Annotated in this window: 17 protein-coding genes and 2 pseudogenes; 9 read left to right on the forward strand and 10 right to left on the reverse strand. The window is 62.6% G+C overall.

The features are described 5' to 3' along the window. Nucleotides 1-579: 579 nt before the first annotated feature. A pseudogene (locus AWB82_RS21545) lies at nt 580-978 on the forward strand (glutathione-dependent formaldehyde dehydrogenase); the annotation flags it as partial. Between the two features lie 82 nt (nt 979-1,060). Here AWB82_RS21545 and AWB82_RS39005 read toward each other — a convergent pair. Then, nucleotides 1,061-4,369 carry a PAS domain S-box protein gene (locus tag AWB82_RS39005; protein ID WP_200818168.1) on the reverse strand — a complete coding sequence of 1,103 codons (3,309 nt, stop codon included), beginning with the start codon at nt 4,367-4,369 and terminating at the stop codon, nt 1,061-1,063. 105 nt (nt 4,370-4,474) lie between these two features. Beyond that, nucleotides 4,475-4,819: a response regulator gene (locus AWB82_RS21555; protein WP_086970840.1), complete on the reverse strand. Its 345-nt coding sequence runs from the start codon at nt 4,817-4,819 to the stop codon at nt 4,475-4,477. A gap of 162 nt (nt 4,820-4,981) precedes the next feature. Between AWB82_RS21555 and AWB82_RS21560 the strand changes: the two genes are divergently transcribed. Next, nucleotides 4,982-7,363: a PAS domain S-box protein gene (locus AWB82_RS21560; protein ID WP_086970842.1), complete on the forward strand. Its 2,382-nt coding sequence runs from the start codon at nt 4,982-4,984 to the stop codon at nt 7,361-7,363. 78 nt (nt 7,364-7,441) lie between these two features. On the opposite strand, the gene AWB82_RS21565 is transcribed toward AWB82_RS21560, so the two are convergent. Both AWB82_RS21565 and AWB82_RS21570 read right to left on the reverse strand, forming a co-directional pair. Beyond that, on the reverse strand, nt 7,442-7,984 hold the full coding sequence (locus AWB82_RS21565; protein ID WP_086970844.1) for a carbonic anhydrase: 543 nt from the start codon (nt 7,982-7,984) through the stop codon (nt 7,442-7,444). Between the two features lie 87 nt (nt 7,985-8,071). Then, nucleotides 8,072-9,058, reverse strand: a complete 987-nt coding sequence (locus tag AWB82_RS21570; protein WP_086970847.1) for a nitrilase-related carbon-nitrogen hydrolase — start codon at nt 9,056-9,058, stop codon at nt 8,072-8,074. Nucleotides 9,059-9,229: 171 nt separating this feature from the next. Here AWB82_RS21570 and AWB82_RS21575 point away from each other — a divergent pair, with 171 nt between their 5' ends. Continuing rightward, nucleotides 9,230-10,186, forward strand: coding sequence for a GlxA family transcriptional regulator (locus AWB82_RS21575; RefSeq protein ID WP_086970849.1), 957 nt, complete (start codon nt 9,230-9,232; stop codon nt 10,184-10,186). Between the two features lie 88 nt (nt 10,187-10,274). Here AWB82_RS21575 and AWB82_RS21580 read toward each other — a convergent pair whose 3' ends face one another. Then, a complete protein-coding gene (locus tag AWB82_RS21580; protein WP_086970851.1) occupies nt 10,275-10,919 on the reverse strand; it encodes a hypothetical protein in 645 nt (214 codons plus the stop codon). A 441-nt stretch (nt 10,920-11,360) separates the two neighbouring features. Here AWB82_RS21580 and AWB82_RS21585 point away from each other — a divergent pair, with 441 nt between their 5' ends. The 4 genes from AWB82_RS21585 to AWB82_RS21600 are packed head-to-tail and all read left to right on the forward strand — an operon-like array spanning nt 11,361 to nt 15,210. After that, nucleotides 11,361-12,200 (forward strand): ABC transporter permease subunit, encoded by an 840-nt coding sequence (locus AWB82_RS21585; protein ID WP_086970853.1) that lies wholly within the window; start codon nt 11,361-11,363, stop codon nt 12,198-12,200. After that, the gene (locus tag AWB82_RS21590) at nt 12,197-12,913 is read left to right on the forward strand and encodes an ABC transporter ATP-binding protein (RefSeq protein WP_086970856.1); all 717 of its coding nucleotides are present in this window, start codon (nt 12,197-12,199) and stop codon (nt 12,911-12,913) included. The genes AWB82_RS21585 and AWB82_RS21590 overlap by 4 nt, the downstream gene beginning before the upstream one ends. A gap of 31 nt (nt 12,914-12,944) precedes the next feature. After that, entirely contained in the window at nt 12,945-13,949 is a 1,005-nt protein-coding gene (locus AWB82_RS21595; protein WP_086970857.1) for an NrtA/SsuA/CpmA family ABC transporter substrate-binding protein, read from the forward strand. Nucleotides 13,950-13,968: 19 nt separating this feature from the next. Continuing rightward, nucleotides 13,969-15,210, forward strand: a complete 1,242-nt coding sequence (locus AWB82_RS21600; protein WP_086970859.1) for an acyl-CoA dehydrogenase family protein — start codon at nt 13,969-13,971, stop codon at nt 15,208-15,210. 10 nt (nt 15,211-15,220) lie between these two features. On the opposite strand, the gene AWB82_RS21605 is transcribed toward AWB82_RS21600, so the two are convergent. The 4 genes from AWB82_RS21605 to AWB82_RS21620 all read right to left on the reverse strand — a co-directional run bounded on the left by AWB82_RS21605 (nt 15,221) and on the right by AWB82_RS21620 (nt 19,030). Further along, nucleotides 15,221-16,279: an LLM class flavin-dependent oxidoreductase gene (locus tag AWB82_RS21605; protein ID WP_086970861.1), complete on the reverse strand. Its 1,059-nt coding sequence runs from the start codon at nt 16,277-16,279 to the stop codon at nt 15,221-15,223. 138 nt (nt 16,280-16,417) lie between these two features. After that, nucleotides 16,418-17,248 (reverse strand): CmcJ/NvfI family oxidoreductase, encoded by an 831-nt coding sequence (locus AWB82_RS21610; protein ID WP_086970863.1) that lies wholly within the window; start codon nt 17,246-17,248, stop codon nt 16,418-16,420. A gap of 118 nt (nt 17,249-17,366) precedes the next feature. Then, the gene (locus tag AWB82_RS21615; RefSeq protein ID WP_086970865.1) at nt 17,367-17,609 is read right to left on the reverse strand and encodes a hypothetical protein; all 243 of its coding nucleotides are present in this window, start codon (nt 17,607-17,609) and stop codon (nt 17,367-17,369) included. Then, nucleotides 17,606-19,030, reverse strand: coding sequence for a YeiH family protein (locus AWB82_RS21620; RefSeq protein ID WP_086970867.1), 1,425 nt, complete (start codon nt 19,028-19,030; stop codon nt 17,606-17,608). The genes AWB82_RS21615 and AWB82_RS21620 overlap by 4 nt, the downstream gene beginning before the upstream one ends. Before the next feature lie 274 nt (nt 19,031-19,304). Here AWB82_RS21620 and AWB82_RS21625 point away from each other — a divergent pair, with 274 nt between their 5' ends. After that, nucleotides 19,305-20,702, forward strand: a complete 1,398-nt coding sequence (locus AWB82_RS21625) for an LLM class flavin-dependent oxidoreductase (protein WP_086970869.1) — start codon at nt 19,305-19,307, stop codon at nt 20,700-20,702. Nucleotides 20,703-20,725: 23 nt separating this feature from the next. Beyond that, nucleotides 20,726-20,965, forward strand: a pseudogene (locus AWB82_RS21630) (ABC transporter permease); the annotation flags it as partial. 29 nt (nt 20,966-20,994) lie between these two features. On the opposite strand, the gene AWB82_RS21635 reads toward AWB82_RS21630, so the two are convergent. Further along, nucleotides 20,995-21,807 carry a MetQ/NlpA family ABC transporter substrate-binding protein gene (locus tag AWB82_RS21635; RefSeq protein ID WP_096031450.1) on the reverse strand — a complete coding sequence of 271 codons (813 nt, stop codon included), beginning with the start codon at nt 21,805-21,807 and terminating at the stop codon, nt 20,995-20,997. Between the last annotated feature and the right edge of the window lie 27 nt (nt 21,808-21,834).

Consider the following 21,834-nt stretch of genomic DNA (forward strand, 5'->3'; position numbering starts at 1 on the left):
CACCGTCGAAACAATGAAAAGGTTAACAGCATTCATCGAGGGTTAACAGCCCTTTCGTTCATTTTGTTAAGGGCTCTAAATGTCTTCGATCGCTTCATCATAAGTTTCAACGGTCTGGTGCAATGCCTTCCTGAATTCTCCTTTCGAAGCTAGGCAGGCACAGGATGGCGTATCGCAACAAAGCTTGACTCACACACACTCGATCAATCAAAGGAGCGACCTCGTCAACCCACGCATGCGGGAAACCCGTGTAATGGGTATGTGACGCGGAGACAAATGCCCTGTCAGCGCGTTCGCGCTCCAATATAGTGCATTCGTCTACACACTCCGCGCAATGATGAGCTATCCTAATGTTCACATTTGATGCAAATCAAATGTGACCGAAAAAGGCTTGCTAGGCCCTGTTTGCGGCCGTGTTCAGATCGTTGCGGTGCGGCGCGGTGCCACGGCGATCAGGATGCCCTGCACCCGCGCAGCTTCAGGTCACTGACTAGCCGCAGCCAGAACTTCGCACCCTCGGTTTGCTCGATCTACCGGCCGAGCACTTAGCGTGTGCCGTCGCGTCGAAGGACACCACCTATCGATGCCGTGGGCATGGAATCGCACGCGACGCGCTCGTTCGACGGTATCTACGATCGAATCAAACGGGCCGTCATGCTCGAAACCGACCGCCCGCATGTGCTGCGCGAGATGATCTACGTGTGCCGTCCGGCTGGCGTGCTGTCGGTGCCCGGCGTCTATGGCGGACTAATCGACAAGATTCCGTTCGGCGCGGCAATGAACAAAGGTCTCACGTGGCGCATGGGGGAAACCCACGTTAATCGCTGGAGCGACGATCTGCTCAAACGCATCGAAGAAGGACAGATCGATCCGTCGTTCGTCATCACCCATCGAATGAAGCTCGAAGACGGGCCGCAGATGTACGAAACTTTCCGCGATAAAGAGGACGGTTGCATCAAGGTAGTTTTGAAACCTTAGGCGCTGGGGTGGGGTTTTTTTGCTGCAAGCCCTACGCGAGATCGGCCACGGCGACAACAAAGCGGCCGATCCACCCCGACCCTCACCCGATCAACTGCCGGACCTTCGTCGCCAGCATTTCCACGGCAAACGGCTTGGTCAACACTTGCATGCCGTGTTCGAGTCGCCCATTGCCGATCACCGAATTCTCCGCGTAGCCCGTTATAAAAAGCACCTTCAGACCCGGTCGAGTCTGCATGCCTGCGTCTGCCATCTGACGCCCATTCATGCCGCCGGGCAAGCCGACGTCGCTGACCAATAGATCTACCCTGACGTTCGACTGAAGCACTTTAAGGCCCGCGCCACTGTCAGCGGCCTCGATCACCGTATAACCCAACTCTTCCAGCACGTCGGTGATCAGCATGCGGACGCTCGGTTCATCATCGACCACGAGCACGGTCTCGCCGGCTTGCGAACCCGGAATGCTCGAACTCGCGAGATCGATCGCCTCGCTGTCCACGTCGCCATGAAAGCGCGGCAGGTAGATGCAAACCGTCGTTCCCTGATCGACTTCAGAATAGATTCGGACCTGACCGCCAGACTGCTTGGCGAAGCCGTAGATCATCGAGAGACCCAGTCCCGTTCCCATGCCAAGGGGCTTGGTCGTAAAGAACGGGTCGAACGCCTTGCCGATGATGTCGGGTGTCATTCCCGTGCCGGTGTCCGTGACGCACAGGGAAAGATATTGTCCCTCGGGCATATCGTGGCTCCAGGCAGCGCTCCGATCGATCCATTTGTTGGCCGTTTCAATCGTAATGTTGCCGCCGTCGGGCATCGCGTCGCGGGCGTTGATACACAGGTTCAGCAATGCGTTCTCAAGCTGACCGGCGTCGACCAGCGCGGACCACAGGTTCGCCGCGCCGACTGCCTCTACCCTGATTCCCGGACCGACGGTGCGTTGAATCAAATCGGTCATGCCGCTCACCAGAGCGTTGACGTCGGTCGGTTTCGGATCGAGCGTCTGACGTCGCGAGAATGCCAGGAGGCGATGCGTCAGTGCCGCCGCCCGACGCACCGCCCCTTGTGCGGCGACGACATATTTGTCGACTTCGGCCACGCGCCCCTGACTCAACCGGATACTCAATAGCTGGAGCGAACCCGACACGCCCGCGAGCAGGTTGTTGAAATCATGCGCGAGTCCGCCGGTGAGTTGCCCCACCGCTTCCATCTTCTGGGCCTGCCGCAGTTGTTCCTCGGCGCGCATGAGTTCCGCTGTTCGTTCCGCCACGCGCTGCTCCAGCGTCTCGTTCATCGCTCTGAGCAAAGCGGTAGCACGGTCACGCTCTTCTTCCACGGCGCGGCGCTTCTCGGCGTCGAGCAGAACGCCTGGAAAGCGACGTGGCGTGCCATCGGGTCCGAAATCGACTCGACCATTCGCTTCGACCCAGTAGTAGCGGCCATCGCTGCGACGCACCCTGTATTGATGCGCGTAGGAGCCTCCGCGCTTGATAACTTCTTCGATTGCTTTTACGAGCTCGTCCCGATCATCGGGATGAACGTTAGCGGTGACTTCCGAAAGAGGCATGCCCAGGCGCCCCTGCGCGGGATCCAGTCCGAAAACATTCGCGAAGCCTTCATCGACGACAAAGCGGTCATTGACGAGATCCCACAACCACGTTCCTGTAATCGCCCCCGCAGCAAGGGCAAGCTGCACGCGCTCGCTGTTTTCCCGGGCCAGCGCCTCGCTCGCTTGCAGCGCCTGTTCAGCGCTCTTTCGCTTCGCGATATCGCGGAACAAGATCGACACTTGCCTCAGGCTTTGCGGTTCGACGCGGGCCGCCGAGACCTCGATGTGGCGGCCAGCGGTCTGGAAATAGCGCTCGAAGCGCGCCGGAACGCCGGTACGTAGTACCTCGCTGTAGATTTCGACCCATTGATCGGCGCCTTCTGGATCGAGTTCCCTGATCGTCTTTCCGACGATCTCGGCAATGCCGGTATGTCGCTCATATCCGGGATTGGCTTCGACGTGGACGTAGTCGCTTAGAGGACCGTGCGGGCCATCGAAGAATTCGACAATGCAGAATCCGTCGTCGATGGCGTTGAACAGCGTTCGATAGCGCGCCTCGCTGTGCGCGAGCGCATCGCGCGTTTTCCTTTGCTCCGTCACGTCGCGCGCCACCCCGACAAACCGGCGCGGCCGGCCTTCGTCATCGAGTTCGAACTCGCCGGTGCGCGCGATCCAGCGCACTTCTTCCGTTCCGTCAATTCGCACTCGATACTCGACCTCGCGTCGCACTTCCCCGCGGTGGCGCAGCGCGACAGTCGTGATGAGGTGACGATCCTGCGGGACGATGCGCGCCGCCAGTTCGGCAGCGGGATAGTGCTTCTTTGTCGGCAAGCCATAGAGACGGCACATCTCCGGCGTGACCGTCAGAATATCGTCCTCGATCTCCAGGGTGAACAGGCCGACACCGCCGGCTTCCTGCGCCTGGCGCAAGCGATTCTCCGCGGTCTTCAGCGCTTCCGTCGCCATGTGCTCCTCGGTGCGGTCCCGAAGAACCTTCACGTAGCCGATGTGTCGACCCGAACCGTCGAGCAAGGGCGACATCTCGCCGCTGGCCCAAAAGCGTTCACCGCCGCGTCTTTCGTGCCAACGCTCGTCGATCGCGCGGCCTTTACTCACGGCGTTCGACATCTCCCGTTGAGGCACGCCCGCCGCGCGATCCTCCCCCGTGAAAATGTCCGCGATGGGCTCGCCGATCATGTCGTCCTCTGTCAGATCGAAGATGATCTCCGCTCCGGCGCTCCACTCGGTGACGAATCCGTCGAGCCCTGCGACGATGATGGCGTAGTCGCGGGCACTATCGACGATCGCCCTATGCCGGACTTGTCCAGCTTCCGCCAAGGCAGCGGCGCGGCGCAGTTTGAGCGCGGCCATGGTTTGACGGGCGAGAACCTTCAGCGCCTGCTCTTGTACCGGATCGAGACTTCTCGGCTCGAAGTCGAGCACGCAAAGCGTACCGATCGGAAGGCCATCCTCGGTCTTCAGAAGGGCGCCTGCGTAGAAGCGCAGATTAGGCTCGCCCGTCACGAGCGGGTTGCAACTGAAGCGCGGATCGATCGTTGCGTCCGGAACGACGAGGAACGCTTCTTCCAGCAGCGCTTTAGCGCAAAACGAGCTGTCGAGCGGCGTTTCGCGCACGCCGAGTCCAACTTCCGCCTTGAAGAACTGACGACTTTCTCCGATGAAGTTCACGACCGCGATCGGCGTGCGGCAGATGGCGGCCGCCAGGCTGGCGATCTCATCGAACGCCTCTTCGCGCGGTGTGTCGAGCACGTCGTACCGCGCAAGGGCGGCGAGACGGCTGCGCTCGAAGTCGGAGGGGAAATTCATCTCGTCAATCTCATTCATTATGGAAGAGGCCCTCTTGCGTGAATGTGCCGGTCCTCGACAGCTAGCGCGCAGGTGTTTGCCGCTTTGTGTGCCGTCGATCGACGCCGCTTTCGCGCGAGGCCATCAAGACGCGGTTTTTTTGATGAGCTTCAGCATTGCGAGAATCGAAAAAGGCTTCTGAAGAAACCCGGCGAAACCCAGTCCCGCCCTCGGCGCCAACGCGCTCATCGCGATCATCGGAACGTGCGCCAATGCGTGCGTCCGCTTGAGCCGGCGCAGCAACTCTTCGCCTCCCATGCGAGGCATCGTGAGGTCCGAGAGGATGATGTCCGGCCGCCATTCGGTTGCCATGGCCAATGCCGAACGGCCATCCGCGGCGCTCGCCACCTCGTAGCCGGCGTCTTTCAGGATGATACTGAGAGAGTCGGCTATCGCTGGTTCATCGTCTACCACCAACACGCGCACCATCGCCTCACCGCCTGCTTTAGAAGTCCACCGTCGAGTCTTAACCAATCCTTGCGCAAGCTAAATGCCCGACGAAAGCTGCCGCCGAACAGCTAGAATCGCGGGGCGCGGCGAATGCTGCTTTAACTTCACGATCGATGCACAAAATGACCGAGTTGGATGCCCATGGCCCTCAGGGACAGTAAAAACGATGCCGGACTTACCGAATGGGCGGCGCTTTGGGCGCAAGCCACGTTCGACCTCGCCGTGTTCGCCTTGACACCGGAGGGCATCGTCGCGTCGTGGAACCCCGGCGGCACGTCAATTTATGGGTACGAGCCCGGTGAAATCATCGGCCAGAAATACGCGGCGCTATTCCCGGACGATGTCGATCCTGTAAATACGTCCGACGCGGAGCTTCGGGAAGCCGTTAAGCGCGGCAGTTGCACGATCGAGGGATGGCGCAAACGCAAGGACGGCTCGGTGTTCTGGGCGAGCGTCATGACCACGGTCCTCTTTGCGGAGGACAGTTCGTTGCGAGGATTCGTTAAAGTCGTTCGCGACGAAAGCGAGAAACGACATTCTCACGACGCGGTGATCGAAAGCGAACGAAGCTTCAGACTGCTCGTACAAGGCGTCTCCGACTACGCGATCTTCATGCTTTCGCCCAACGGGACCGTCACCAACTGGAACCTGGGTGCGCAACGTATCAAGGGTTATACCGCTGAGGAAATCGTCGGGTCTCACTTTTCCCGCTTCTATCTGCCCGAAGACGTCGCAGCGGGCATACCCGCGCGTGCGCTGAGCACCGCCGCCGCCGAGGGGCGTTTCGAGGCAGAGGGCTGGCGGCTGCGTCGCGACGGATCTCGCTTCCGGGCGCACGTGGTCATCGACGCGATCCACGACGAAGCCGGCACGTTGATCGGCTTTGCAAAGATCACGCGCGACGTGACCGAGAAGCGCGAGGCCGACCAGATCCTCGAACAAACGCGGGCCGCCCTCTTCCAGGCTCAGAAAATGGAAGCCATCGGCAAGCTCACGGGCGGCGTCGCGCACGATTTCAACAACGTCCTGCAAATCCTGCGCGGCAATCTCGAACTTGTCACCAGCCGCTATTCGCGCGACGAGTGGCTCACGACGCGCCTCGTCAACGCATTGGACGCGGTCGAACGCGGCGCCAAGCTCTCATCGCAACTGCTGGCGTTTGGGCGTCGGCAGGCGTTGCGGCCCGTATCGGTCAACCTCGCTTCCATGATTCGCGGCATGGACGACCTTCTGCGCCGGGCGCTGGGCGAAACAGTGATGGTCGAGACAGTCGTTGCGGGCGGTTTGTGGAACGCGATGGTGGACACGCACCAACTCGAAAACGTGTTGTTGAACCTGGCGATCAACGCGCGCGACGCCATGCCCGATGGCGGAAAGCTCACCCTCGAACTCTCGAACGCAATGCTCGACGACCGGTATGTGCGCGCGTTGTCCGACGTGCCTGCTGGACAGTACGTGATGCTGGGTGTGACCGATACGGGAACCGGCATGACCGACGAAGTACTGGAGCATGCTTTCGACCCCTTCTTCACGACCAAGGAGGAAGGCGCGGGAAGCGGCCTGGGTCTGAGCATGGCGTATGGCTTCGTCAAGCAAACTGGCGGACACATCCGGATTTACAGCGAGGTCGGGCACGGGACCACGGTACGAATTTACCTTCCGAAGTCCTCCGCCGATGCCTACGTGCCCGTCACCCACGGAAGTACTGCGTTGATGGGCGGCAGCGAGACCGTGCTGGTTGTCGAGGACGATGCGAAAGTCCAGGCGACCGTCATCGCCATGATGGCGGGACTCGGCTATGGCGTGCTGAAAGCAGACAACGCTGAGCAGGCGCTGGCGGTTCTTAGTAGCGGCGTGCATGTCGACCTGCTCTTCACCGATGTGGTTATGCCGGGCTCGCTCAAAAGCCCGGATATGGCCAGGCAGGCCGTGCAACTTCAGCCTCACATGAAAGTGCTTTTCACTTCCGGCTACACGCAGAACGCGATCGTTCACGCGGGACGACTCGACGATGGCGTCGAGCTGCTCAGCAAGCCGTACAGCCGCGCTGAACTCGCCTTCAAGGTTCGCCACGTGTTGGGATCTCCCGGCGAAGCGCTCTCCTCCGCCAACGCCGAAGGCAGCCAGGAACGCCGCAACGAGCCTCCCGAACTGGACATTCTGGTCGTTGAAGACGACGACCTGGCGCGCGAAGCCGTGGTCGAACTTCTTGAATTGCTCGGCCATCGGCCCGTTCCTGCCGAGACAGCGACGCGGGCGTTCGCGGAGATCGCACGCCGACCGTTCGATGTATTGCTCACCGACATCAATCTGCCCGATATGTCCGGCATCGATTTAGCTGAGCAGGCGCGTTCCTTCTGCCCCGGCTTGAGCGTCATTTTCTCTTCGGGCGGCCCAGTCGAGATGAATGAAGGGAAGACCTTCGCGTGGTTCGAACTGCTTAAACCCTACACACTGGACGAGCTCGAAGCCGTACTTGGAAAAATCATCGATCAAGGACAGCGGAAGCAGGCGTCGTTGTGATCCAGACTGACTTGCTTGCGCTGGATAGACTTACGGATTGAATCGTCATCCTGAATGTTGTCGATGCAGCGTAGCCGATCACGTTGCACTCGCCCGCAAAGACGCGGCAGGAACCACCGTCTCGATGCGCCCGGTTTTGACGTCGTAGACCAACCCGGACACGATCAGTGCGTCGGGCAATTCCTTGTTCGCCCTGAGCGCTGCAACGTCGAGCGCCACGGCTTTGTATGGGTCTGTAATGGCCAGGTCATCGAGCGCATCCGTCTCGACACCGAGATGCCTGGCCAGCAACGCCGGGGCATGCTTGTGACAACCGATGATCCCGCAGTCCGTGTGCTGGAGCAGAACCAGATTGCGAGCGCCGTCTGGACGTCCAGCCGCTTTCGCGACAACGGCGAGCACCGCCAGCGTTTCGAGCAACGGCTTGTTGACCCGGCCGCCGACATTGCGAATCACCGCGGCTTCGCCCTGCTTCAGACCCAGCACGTTCACCGGGTCGACGCGAGGATCGACGCAGCCGACAATCACGGTTCCCGTCGACGGCATCATCTTGAGTTCGGCCGAAAAAGCCGTGCTGGCGAACTCGGCGTTGCGCCCGAGCATGACATCGTTGAAGTCCATTCTGCCCACTCCAAGTTGATCGGGCGAAGTCGCCCGGTTGATTTCGATTCGCATGTCGTTGCGCGCTCGCATGAGCGCACCGCCACATCAAGCGGAGAATTCCGCTTCCACGAGCGGCGCTTCTCCCGGCGCGTGTAGCGAACGTTCGATGACATGCGTCTTTGGCGTCCGGTCGATCACAAGTCCGAGCACGTCGGGGCGGCTGTAATGACCGCGCGAGTCCATCATGCGTTTGCGCTTGTCGATCTGCCAGAAGTCCAGATCCGCGATGATCTCGCCCTCGCCCTCCCGCAGCGGCTCGCCGCCCATGAACTCGCCGTCCGGCGAAACGATAGCGGTGAAACACCCGCTCGAAATCGGGCCGATCTGCGAGGTATTGGTATCCAGCAGAATCTGCTGTTGCTGATCCGGAGTCAGCCAGGCCGTCGCGTTGACCACGAACGCTCCCGCTTCGAGCGCGTGTTGGCGAATGTTGACCGAGATCTGCTCCGAGAACAGGTCGCCGGCGAATGAGCCCGGATACATGGCTGAATGAATTTCCTCGCCATCCGCCATCAGCGCATAGCGCGCGAGCGGGTTGTAGTGTTCCCAGCACGCAAGCTGACCGACGCGGCCGACAGCGGTATCGACCGCGCGCAAGCCGGAGCCATCGCCCATTCCCCAGACCATTCGCTCGTGATAAGTCGGCGAGAGTTTTCGACGCCGCTGAACCAGCGTGCCATCGGCATCGAATAGCAACTGGGTGTTGTAGAGCGTGCGTCCGTCGCGTTCGTTTACGCCGATCGACACGACCATCGAGGCCTGTCGCGCCGCCTCGCCAATCGCGCGCGTCGTATCGGACGGGATCGTCACGGCCTGATCGAGCAGTTTGTAATGCTCGGCGCCCATGGCAAACGGTGATTCGATAAAAGAGAAGTACGGGTAATAGGGAACGACGGTTTCGGGGAAAGTTGCGAACTGGACGCCCTGCTGACCAAGCTCCAGAATTTTGCGGACGACCTTTTCGACAGTGCCTTCGCGGCTATAGAGGACGGGCGCGATCTGGACGGCGGCGGCGCGGATGATTTTCGACATGGCGTCGTTCCTGGTAGTGGAAGAGTTGCCTGTACCTTAGCCCCGCGAGCCACTAGCATGTATGTCGTTGTTGCCACCATTCGTGCCATCCGTCGCTTGGGCGCGGACAGCTCATCGCTCGCTTTATCGAACTAGTCGAACACGTCCAGATCACGAAAGGCAGGTGTCGATATGCACAGGATCGGCTTCATCGTGCCGCCGAAATTCCAGTTGATGAGTCTTGCCGCGCTCACCACATTCGAGCTGGCGAACATGCCTCCGCGAGGCCCCTGCTACGACATTCACTTGTTGTCCGAACGCGGCGGACCGGTCGAATCGCCCGGAGGAATGACGCTGCAAACCACGGCATTCGGGGAGACCGCCTTCGACACGGTTATCGTCGGCTCCGTCACTGAAATGAAGATCCCGCCATTCGACCCGACGATGATCGCCTTCGTGAAGGAAACCGCGAAAGCTTCAAGGCGGATAGCCTCCATCTGTAGCGGCGCATTCGTTCTTGCCGAGGCGGGACTTCTGAATGGCCGACGCGCGACGATGCACTGGGCGCATGCGTCCGAGTTCAGGGCGCGTTTCCCCGACGTCACGACGGAAGAAGACCGCATCTTCATCAACGACGGCCCGATCTGGACATCCGCCGGCATGACGGCCGGTATCGACCTTGCCCTGGCCTTGCTCGATAACGACCTTGGTGCCGATGCCGCGAAGCTGGTCGCCAGGCTCCTCGTCATGAATCAGCGTCGGCTGGGCGGGCAGATGCAACACTCAGCCTTACTTGACATGACACCGAAGTCTGATCGAATCGAACTGGTGCTTGCCCACATACGGCGCAACTTGCGCAATCCGCTCACCATCGACGAACTCGCGGATGTGGCCAACCTCAGTCCCCGGCAGTTCAGTCGGGCATTTCAGGCCGAAACGGGTCAATCGCCCGCGAAGGCGGTCGAACAGCTTCGGCTGGAAGCGGCCAGATTCATGATCGAGCAAGGCCGGCATACGATTAACGTGGTCGCTCAGGAGACCGGCTTTGCTGACAGAGAGCGTATGCGTCGCGCGTTCGTTCGAACGTACGGTGTGCCCGCCGATGTTCTGCGCAGGAACGCGAGACGGGAAATAGTCGTCGACGCCTGAATTCCGGCCACTTTCCATGAGTTCCGTGACGGAAGTCATCGACGCAATCATTAAGGATTCGCAACGAATCGTTATCGATGCCACGTGCTCAGGTTCGAACGTTTTCCTCGCAATCTTCCCAGTATCGAAGCGGATCGTGATGGTCGGGATAGCGGAGGTTAAGCCACGCTTCCAGTTTGGCCCAGTCTGGATGATTCACGCCCGTTCGTGCCGACCACGTCGACGACCGCTCCAGAATGCTGCCGTTCCCGCGATCGCGCACCAGCACGCTGCCGAGTCCGTTCGAATTATTCGCCTGCGACTCGATAAGAAAGCGTGGCAGGATTCTGAGCTCGGCATGCTTGGCCCAGCCGTAAACGGCGCGAACCACGCCGGCGGGATCACGCAACTCGATGGGGCCGCTTTGCGGGCGAACCGCTTTCCATCCCTCGGGAAAATCGGCGACAACCTCGTCTTTGCCTTCCCTTACCCACTTCACACGCCAGGCCCGCGCCATCGCCTCGCGCATGCGAGCCTCCGACGCATAGCCCGCAGGCAGCTCGATAGCCACCGGAAGCGTGATCAGGTTGTCTTTCCATAGCGCGGCTTCGCCTTCGACGCGCTTGACGACGTTGGACGCCTCCGGTCCAAAAGGATTCTCGGGCCGCTTCGATGTTTTCACATTCGACGCGGGCAGTCCCTCGAAAAGGCGCTCGGCGTCCTGACGGGTTAGTTTCGTCTTTCCCTTATTCATAGTCTTTGGTGGCAAGGTTGGATCTGCTCTAATGTGCACGCCCGCTTTTGCGACAAACGGGCTGATCGAGCGACGAGAGGCCGCACATTCCTCCATGATCTCACGATCGCTTCCTCGCGGTCGGCGCGAGCGCTTTTCGGTTGACGCGGGCCACTGAAACCAGCCGACCGTGGCGACGCTGTACGACGCATCGACCCATTCCCCGAAGCGTGAAGACTGGAAAGCAAAGAACAATAAAACGTTTGTTTCACGCATCCCGACGGCTTCTAATAAGAGGCTCGCATTCACACCGAGCCGCTGTCCACACGACGCGGCGACGCTTCGGAACCATCCTGGCAATGAAGTGCTTCGGCGCAGGCCACGCTCCCGCCGCGTGCAATCGTGGTGCACTTCTGCTTCCTTTCGGAGCGGCCTGTTCTTCATCGCTATTACGGGAATTAAATGGCTGACCTGACTTCCACGCGCGACAGCTATGCCCCGGCGCGCGCGCCTCGTGCGGTCGTTTCAAAAGAGGCGCTTTACCGTTGGCTCTCATGGACCATTCCCGCAATCGTGGTTCTGCTTTGGGAAGCCGCCGCGCGTTTCGGACTGATCGCGCCGCAGGTACTTCCGGCTCCAAGCCGTGTGTTCGAAACCGCCGTGAACATGGCGCAAAACGGCGAGCTCTTCGTTCACCTCGGCGTGTCGCTGCTGCGTGCGGCGGGAGGCTTCGTCATCGGCGGAACGATCGGACTCGCGCTCGGCGTCGTCGTCGGTTTCTCGCCGCTCGCGCAGGCTCTGCTCGACCGCTCGATCCAGATGGTCCGCGCGATTCCTTTCCTGGCGATGCTGCCGCTCGTCATCGTCTGGTTTGGCGTGGGCGAGGTCGCGAAGATCTTTCTGGTCGCGCTCGCGGTGCTCTTCCCGATCTACATCAACACCATGCTCGGCATACGGCAGATCGATCCGAAGCTGATGGAGCTCGCCCGCGTGATCGGCCTGAACCGGACGGCAATCGTGCGGCGAATCATCCTTCCCGGCGCGATGCCCTCGATCCTCACAGGCGTGCGTTATGCGCTCGCGCACGCGTGGCTCGCATTGGTCATCGCCGAGACGCTCGCGACGACCAAGGGCATCGGCTTTCTGGCGATGGACGCCCGCGAATTCCTCAACACCAACGTGATCCTGCTCACCATGATCATCTACGCGATTATCGGCGTCGTCGCGGACACGCTCGTGCGCCTGCTCGAAGGCCGTTATCTCTCGTGGCACGCGAATTACGCCAGAGGAGCGCGCACGTGACGCAAACCCTCACCCTTCCCCGCGATGAAACCGCCGCGTCGGCACTGGCCGTGTCGGTGCGCGGGCTGCAACGGCGCTATGGCAGCCGCGTCGTCATCGATGCACTGGACCTCGACATCCACAAGGGCGAATTCGTCGCGCTGCTGGGTGAAAGCGGATGCGGCAAGACCACGCTGCTGCGCGCGCTGGCGGGGCTCGACCGGCCCGACGCCGGGAAGATTCGCGCGCCTGAGCGCCCGTCCGTCGTGTTCCAGGAGCATCGCCTGCTGCCGTGGGCGACCTTGTGGCAGAACGTGGCGCTCGGTTACGAGAACACGCTCGGCCGGACCGGCGCGGCGCGTGCGCTCGCCGAAGTCGGACTCGCCGGCCGCGAAGACGACTGGCCTCGCAATCTGTCGGGCGGACAGGCACAGCGCGTGGCGCTGGCGCGCGCGCTCGTTCACGATCCCGCGCTGCTGCTGCTCGACGAGCCGTTCGCCGCGCTCGATGCGCTCACGCGCATCAGAATGCACGGGCTCGTCAAGGAACTCGTCGCGCTTCATCAGCCCGGCGTGCTGATCGTGACGCACGACGTCGACGAAGCGCTCACGCTCGCCGACAGGATTCTCGTCATGCGCGCGGGACGCATCGCGGCGTCGTTCGAGACCGGAGATCACGCGCCGCGCGCATTGCGGCCGATCCTGCTCGCGGAACTCGGCGTCCGATCTCACTGACCACTTTTCCCTATCACCAGAAGGACCAAGCATGAACGACTCATCGCTGAGCCGCCGCCGATTGTTGCGCGCGGCGGGCGGCCTGTTGGCCGGCGCCGCGACCAGCGGGCTCTTTCCGGCGCAAGCGGCCGAACCGCGCAAGCTCACGCGCAACACCGATACGGTGCGCATCGGTTGGGGCTACGGCAGCCTGCCCGACATCGCCAAGCAACGCGGCGTGTTCGAAAAGACGCTCGCCGCCAAAGGCATCAAGGTCGAATGGGTCGGCCCTTTTCCGAACCATGCGCCCTCGATTCAGGCCGTGGTCGGCGGCAGCGCCGACTTCGGATTCTGGGGATCGACGACACCCGCGCTGGCGGCCATGCTCGCCGGCTCGCCAATCGTTTTCAACGCGTTCGATATCTATTCGCCCCGCTCGACGGCCATCATCGCCAAGAAGTCGAGCGGCATTGGTTCGGTCGCGGATCTTGCGGGCCGCAAGGTCGCCGTCAACCGCTCGGGGCTCGGCGAATTCCTGCTCATCGCGGCGCTGGAGAAGCATCGCGTCGATCGGAGCAAGGTCGAGTTCGTCTATCTGAATCCGCCCGATGCCGCCCCCGCTTTCGCGCAAGGCAAGGTCGATGCATGGTCGATGTGGTCGCCCGGCGTCGACATCTCGCGCTTCTCGAACGACGCGAAGGACATCTTCAACGAAGGCCGCGATCTGGATTTTCTGATCGACTACAGCTCGCTCGTGACGCGTCGCAAGTTCACTGAAGAGAACTCGGAACTGATCCGCGCGGTGATCGATGCGTACTACGTCGAAGGCGCATGGCAATCGGCGCATTCCGCCGAAGCCGAGTTGCTCGTGCAACGCGAAGGCAAGTATCCGGATCAGGTGCGCGACTATCTGGCGAGCCTCAAGCGCGTGAATCAGTTCCACGAGGCCGACGACGCCGCCTTCATCGCGCAGTTTCAGCGCGCCGCCGACTGGCTCGCGGAACGCAAGATCATCAATTCGCGCATCAAGGTCGCGGATTACAGCATCAAGGTCTGATTCGAGGAGCCGCACGAATATGTCTGACGTCAACCACCCAACGAGCGCCGGGCCGAGGCTCGTCTCGCCACTGTCGGCGACGCTCGGCTTCTCGCAGATCATCGACGATATCGCTGCGACGGCGGCGGAGCGTGAACGCGCGAATCGTCTCCCTCACGAGGAGATTTCGAGGCTCAAGGCGCTCGGCTTCGGCGCGCTGCGTCTGCCGGTCGATGCCGGCGGGAGCGGCGCGACGCTGAGCGGGCTTTTCGTCGTCGCGCGCGATCTGGCCGCGGCGGACTCGAACATCGCCCACGCGTTTCGCAATCATCTGTGGCAAGTGGAGGCCGCGCTCCGAAGGCGCGAGCATCCGTTTCATGCGCGCGTGCTGGAACTCGCCGGACAGAAGAAGACCATCGGCTTGAGCTTCGTCGACAGCGACGTGACGGCGGCAGGCGCGCGCCCGACCACGGTGCTGAGCCGGCTCGAATGGGATGCGTCGCGCGATGTCTATGTCGGCTCGGGCGACAAGGTGTATGCAACGGGCAATTTGTATAACGACGCGTTCATCGGCCTCGCGGTGGAGAGCCGCGCGGGACGCACCGTGCAGTACGTGCTGGAGCGTGGCCCCGGCGTCAGCGACGACGATGACTGGCAAGGTTTCGGCCAGCGCCTGACAGGTTCGGGGACGGCGCGCTTTCGCGACGTGACGGTGCCCGCCGCGCAGCTTTATCCGACCGATCCGCCGAAGTCCGACGAAGCCGCGCCCTGGGGCTTCACCTTCCATCAGGTCTATCTGACCAACTGCATCGCCGGTATCGTGCGGCGCGTCGCGCTGGACGCCGTCGACGCGCTGCGTGCGCGCGGACGCAACTTCTATCACGGCCAAGCCGCGCATCCCGCCGACGAGCCCGCGCTGCAATCGCTGCTCGGTCGGATTCGCGCATACGCGGCGAGCGTCGAAGCGATCGCGGATCGTTCGGTCGGGGCGTTGCAACGCGCATGGGAAACGCACGGCACGCGCGACGAATACGAAGCGACGCTTGCCGCCACGCTCGCGGCCGCGGAAGCCAAGGTCGTAATCGACGACCTCGCCCCGCAAATCGCGAGCTGGCTGATCGATCTCGGCTCGGGATCGGTCGTCTCGCGTATCGGGGCACTCGACCGGCACTGGCGCAACATCAAGGTCATCGCGTCGCACAATCCGCGGCTCTACAAGGAACGGCTGCTCGGTCAGAACCTGCTGACCGGGCAATTGCCGCCCACGGGCGCGTTCTTCTGATCGCGTGCGCTCAGACGTCCAACAGGCGGCGCACGCGCGGCATAACTTCGTGCGCGAAGCTGGCCATGTCGGCCTCGAACGGCTGGAACTGCAGCATGAACAGTTCGATGCCTGCCCGATGAAAATCCACGATGCGCCGCGCGACCGCATCGTAATCGCCGACGAGACCCGCCGCCGTGCCGCCGTTCGACCCGACCCGCGCCGATCGCGCGAAGGTCTGGTGCATCACCGCGTGCGGATCGGTATTGGCCTTTTGCCGTTCGCGCAATGGCTTGTCGAGTTCCGCCAGCTCGAAAAGATGTTCGAGATGCGCCTGAGCCTCGTCGTGCGTGTCGCGTGCGATCACGAAGGCGGACAGCCCGAAGCGCAAAGCCTCGCGCCCCGCCGGACGCGCGCGCGCGGAGACGTCGGCGATCAGGCCCGCCACGTCGTCGTGCGGCTGGCCGTTGATGAACCACACATCGCCATGCGCCGCGACGAGCGAGCGCGCCGGTTCCGACTCGCCGCCGACATAGATGCGCGGACGCGCGCGAAACGGATCGCCGGGACGCAACTGATAATCGTCGATCCGGAAGTTATCGCCGCGATGCTTCACGGCTTCTCCGCGCAGCAATGCCTCGACGACCGAGATCCACTCGCGGCCATATGCATAGCGCTCGTCATGCTCGGCAAAGCCGATGCCCGCGCGTTCGAGTTCCGGACGATTCCACGCGTTCACGAGGTTGATCGCGAAGCGCCCGCCGCTGATGTGCTCGATCTGCTGCGCCATCTTCGCGAGCACGACCGGATGATAGAGATACGGCTTGATGGCCGCGATGATCTCGATGCGCGAGGTGAGCGCCGCCAGCGCCGCCGATGCCGTCCACGCTTCGAGCTGATCGAGCGACGGATCGTGCGGATTGATCGTGTGCTGGGCGACGAGCACGGAGTCGTAACCGAGGCGCTCGGCCTCCAGCACGAGCGCCTTGTTGCGCGTCCACGAGGCATCGTAGGGTTCCGCGGGATCTTGCAGCGCCGCGCGGCTGCCATGCACGAGCGCCCAGACGCCGAAGCGGGGAAGTTTGGACATCGCTTGAATGAACCTGAGGTCAGCATGGAAAGGATGCTCATGCTAACGCCAGAGTCGCGCCTGGCGATCCAATTTCTATCGATAAGGAATTACGGAATCGGCATTTGCAGCGCCGAGGCGAAGTCGCCTCGTGTCGCTTCAGAAGAACAGCAAGCTGCGCAACTCGATGCTTCGGCGCGGCCGCGCATCGGGCGGCGAAGTCGGATCGTCGAAGGCGGTATGCGCGGTGAGACGCGCGATGCCATCGCCCGCCGAGTCATAAATCTTGATGAGCAGCGCCTCGTCCGGCGACATCAGCGGAAAGTAGTACCAGCGATGCCGCGGGTTATGAACGAACGCGTAAGTCTCGCCGGTCATCGTCGGATAGATGAAGTCCTGCGCGACGATATCGCGCTCGTCGATGCTGCGCGAGTCGCACAGCGCGAGCGGCGACGACTCGACCACATCGCCCACCGGCCGCCACAAGTTCACGATCGCGAAGCGCCCTTGTAGCAGTTGCGCGGCCTCCTCCGCCGGAAGATGATCGCGCACGCGGCGCGGTCCCGAAACGAAAGTCTGATCGTTGTGGATCAGATGCACCGGCTCCTTCGTGCCGTTCGCGCGCGCCGCGCCGCCGTCGCGCAGCGTGTGATCGAAGATGACGACGCGTTTCGCGCCGGTCCACTGCTTCAGAAGACGCGCGGCCTGCGCGTAGTACACCGAACGAATATCGGCATCGTTCGAAAAATCGGACAGCGCGCTCGCCTCGCGATTCAGCTCGAAGCCGTTCCTGTCGAGCGACAGACCGCCCGGCGGCGGGCGCAGCCGCGCGTTCGAAATATTCACCGCGTGCGTGCGATATTCACCCGTGCGACGCGGCACGCCCGGCGGCGGATCGTAGGCATAGGCGGTCGGCTTCACGCCTGTCGGCACGAGATAGTTGAGTTCGGCCTCGACCTCGACCGCTTGTTCGACTACGACATCGCTCATGGTTTCGCTCCTGCGCAGGATTCGGGCCGGTGTCCGTCTGGACGCTGACCGATTGATCCAATCTAGGCCGCAGGGAACGGTTCCACAACGAAGCTTTTCTGCATTGCATTGCAACTCGTCATGCGCGATGCGGCGCATCCGGCGCGGCTCGCGCGATGAACTCGACGAATGCGACGCAGCAATCGCGCGGCATCGTCAGACGGTCGTGGCGCAGGCACAGGCGGCTTTTGCCCACGCTCGCGCCGTATGCCGAGCCGAACGATGCAAGCCCTGCGATGCGCTTTTCGAGCAACGCGCGGTCGTCGGCCCAATGGCGGCATCGGCTGCATTCGGGCTGATCCGCCGATGACCGCGCGCTCATTGCCCGAGCGCCGACCAGTACGGCGCGAACAGATGCACCGACAGCCAGTAACCGATCACGACATTGACCACGACGCCCGCCGTGAACGCCGCGAGCGGCTTCGCGCCGGTTCCGGCGAGCGTCGCGAAACGCGTCGTCAGCCCGATGCTCAGGAAGCAGAACGTGAACGCCCAGGTGCGCAGCGCGACGATCGGCGCGACGAACGCGGGCGTGACGACGCTGCGATAATCCGCCAGCGTATAGTGCGACGCGATCCACGTGACGATGGCCGACGCGATGACGAAGCCGATCACGAACTTCGGAAAGCGCGTCCAGATCTCCCGCGCGCTCGGTTTCGCCTGCACGCCGTCGGCGCCGTCGGCGCTGTCGCGCTCCCAGCGTGTGGTCGCGACGATCGCCAGCACGAACGCCCAGATGCCGATCCAGATATCGCGCCCGACGACTTTCATCAGCACGAAGGCCTGCAGCGACGCGTCGGGTGCGCCGGCCACGACGCCGGGCGCATGCCGCGCGAAATCGCCGTATGCCTGCGCGGCGGCGATACCGGCTGCATCGGCGAATTCGGAGGTGCCGATCCACGCGCCCGCGACGCCCGTCGGCAGACCGAGTGCGCGCGAGACGGCGGGCAGCGCGAACACCATCACGATGGCCCACACGACGACCAGCGTAATCGCCACCGACGCCTGCTCGCGCCGCGCGCGCACGGCTCCCGCGATCGCGATAGCCGCCGACACGCCGCATACCGCGCCGCCGACGCCCAGCACGGCGGCAAAACGCTTGTCGATGTCGAACGCGCGCGCCACGCCGTAAATCACGAAGAAGGTCACGAGCGACACGATGGTCGCCTGCCCGATCGCGACCGGGCCCGCCCAGACGATCAGCGTGAGGGGCAGCGTTGCGCCGAGCAGCACGATGCCGACCTTGATATAAAACTCGACGCGCAAGGCCGGCGCGAGCCATGCGGGCAAGGTGAACAGATTCGACACGATCAGCCCGAGCGCCAGCGCGATCAGCGGCGGTTCGAGGTTGTAGGCGCTCGCCTGCGCCCACGCGCCCGCCGCGAAGACGAGCGTCGAGACGATGAAGACGACGAGAAAGCCCGCGAGGAACTGTCCGACGGGCAGGCCCAGCGCGGCGATCGCAATCGAGAACACCGCCGCGAACGCGATGAATAGCGCGACGAAGCCGCCCGCATGCTTGCCGAGATCGCCCGCGAGTTGTCCGATGCTGGCCCATTTCGCCGGCGCGACCGCCAGCCATTTGATGCTGCTGCCCGAGGCGAACAACCCATACGCAACGACGATTGCGAGCAAGCCGATGCCGACCGCCCACCAATCCTCCGTGCCGAATGGCTTGCGCGCGCCGCGCGTCGGTACCGCGTTCGCGGCGACGGCGTCACCGGCAATCGATCTGTCGCTCATCGTCTTCCCCTTGTGTGCGCCGCGGGTAACGCTTGAGTATGAAAGTCTCATCCCCGGCGGAAATGACTTTTTTGTCTTTCGATATAGCTGGCGATAATGCGTGCGCGCGGCGCGCCCTAACCAATCAGGCTTCATATCTTTATCAGAAGGCCTTGGCACGACGATTTCGGCTTAGCTTCTGAAAAATCGTCGTTTAGCGCTGGCGCGGTCGCTGCAGATAATCGTCGTTTCACTCATCATGCACCCTACTCTTGCGTTCGCCGCACGTCCTTTCATGAGCAAGAAGCACATCATTCTGAACGCGTTCAACATGAACTGCGTCGGCCATATCAATCATGGCCTCTGGACCCATCCGCGCGATCGTTCGACGGACTACCGAAAGCTTTCGTACTGGACCGGCCTCGCGAAACTGCTCGAACGCGGCCTCTTCGACGGCCTGTTCATTGCGGATATCGTCGGCGTGTACGACATCTATCAGCAGTCGGTCGATGTCACGCTGAAGGAATCGGTGCAACTGCCCGTCAACGATCCGATGATGCTCATCTCCGCGATGGCCGCCGCCACGCAGAATCTCGGCTTCGGCGTCACGGTGAATCTCACGTATGAAGCGCCCTATCTGCTCGCGCGGCGCTTCTCGACGCTCGATCATCTGACCGAAGGCCGCATCGGCTGGAACATCGTGACGGGCTACCTCGACAGCGCCGCGCGCGCGATGGGCGGCGCCCAAATGATCCCGCACGACGAACGCTACGACCGCGCCGACGAATATCTCGACGTGCTCTACAAGCTGTGGGAAGGAAGCTGGCAGGACGACGCCGTGCGGCGCGACCGCGAAGCGCGCGTGTTCGCCGATCCCGCGAAGGTGCGTGAAGTCCGGCATCGCGGCCGCTATTACGACGTCGCGGGTTATCACCTGTGCAAGCCTTCGCCGCAGCGCACGCCGGTGCTGTTCCAGGCGGGATCGTCGGGACGCGGCCAGGCGTTCGCCGTGCGACACGCCGAATGCGTGTTCGTGTCGAGCCAGAGCAAGGAAGGCACGCGCAAGCTGGTCGACGCGTTGCGCGCGCAAGCGGTCGCCGCCGGACGCGCCGCGGACGATCTGAAGATCATCATGGGCATTACCGTCGTGGTCGGACGCACGCAGCGCGAGGCTGAGGAGAAGTTTGCCGAATACGCGCGCTACGCAAGTCCCGAGGCGGGCTTGGCGCACTTCGCGGCGGGCAGCGGCATCGACTATTCGACCTACGCGCCCGATGACGAACTCGCGCCGCCGTGCGGTCACAAGGGACGCGGCATCGAATCGTCGGTGCAGCGCGCAACCGATGGCAAGCGCGGCGTCACCGTGCGGCATCTGCTCGATCAAATGCAACTGGGCGGACGTTATACGACCATCGTCGGAGACCCCGTGCACGTGGCGGATGCGCTGCAATCCTGGGTCGACGAAGCCGGCGTCGATGGCTTCAATCTCGCACGCACGGTGACGCCGGAGAGCTACGAGGATTTCATCGATCTCGTCATTCCCGAGTTGCAGACGCGCGGCATCTACAAGACGGTGTATGCAGAGGGCACGCTGCGCGAAAAGCTCTTCGGCGACGGCGCGCGGCTCGGTCCGCGTCACACGGGTGCGGGCTTTCGCGATCTGTCGGACGCAACGGCCACGCAAGCGCGATGAGTCATTCAGCGCCCTTGCTTCAGATTCTCTCCGAAGCGGCGTTTTCGTTTCCCGGGCTCGGCGATCCGAACGTGGTGAGCTGGGGCTCGACGGTCGGCATGGGACGCGAAGCGCTGCGCACCGCGTGGTACATGATCGCCGTGCCGGGCTCGGCAATCGCGCTGACGGTGCTGGCGTTCGATCCGCGGCTCGCGAAGCATCGCCGCGCGGATGCGGCGTCGCACCCGGAAGCGCTCGAAGGGCTCGAAGGGCTGCGGCCTTGATCGCATGCGCGATGTCCGGCCGCAGCGCATCAGTTCGACGGCTTCGAGAATCCCGCGAAGCGCTGGTCGATCACCCGTTCGAATTCCGCCGATTTGTACGCCTTCGCGATATCCGCCACATACGGCTTGTTCAGATCGGCGGAACGCACCGCGACGAGATTCAGGTAGTACGGCGGAATCTTTTCGAGCAACTGCGCGTCCGTGAGTTTGAGGCCCGCCGCGAGCGCGAAGTTGCCGTTGACGAACGCATAATCGACGTCATCCAGCGAGCGCGGCAGTTGCGCGGCCTCCAGCGGCACGAGCTTGATCTTGTGCGGATTCGACGCGATATCGCGCTCCGACGACCTCACCGGATCGACTCCCGGCTTGAGCGTCACCCAGCCGAGTTGCTGCAGAAGGATGATCGCGCGCGCCTGGTTGGTGACGTCGTTGGGCAGGGAAACGGTCGCGCCATCCTTCAGTTCGTCGAGCCGCTTGTGCTTGTGGCTGTAAAGACCGATGGGCGCGGTCGGCACCTTCACGAGTCCCGACAGCGCGAGCTTGCGATCCTCCGAGAACTTCTTCAGATACACCTCGTGCTGGAACGCATTGGCGTCGAGCGCGCCGTCGGCGAGCGCGAGATTCGGCTGAACATAGTCGCTGAACTCGACGATCGTCACCTTGTAACCTTCCCTCTCCAGTTGCGGCTTGATACCGTAGCGAATCTGGTCCGAGTAGGGACCGGCGGTCGCGCCGAAGCGAATCTCCGGCTTGTTCGGATCGGCGCCGTAGGAAGGCGATGCAAGCACGGCGCTCAGCGCGATCGCCAGCATGCCGGCTCGCCAAGAACGGGACTTTTTCATAAGGTTCTCCTCTTGCGCCTCGCGTCT

Origin of the sequence: Caballeronia glebae (assembly GCF_001545035.1) — a bacterium.
GTDB classification, from domain to species: domain Bacteria; phylum Pseudomonadota; class Gammaproteobacteria; order Burkholderiales; family Burkholderiaceae; genus Caballeronia; species Caballeronia glebae.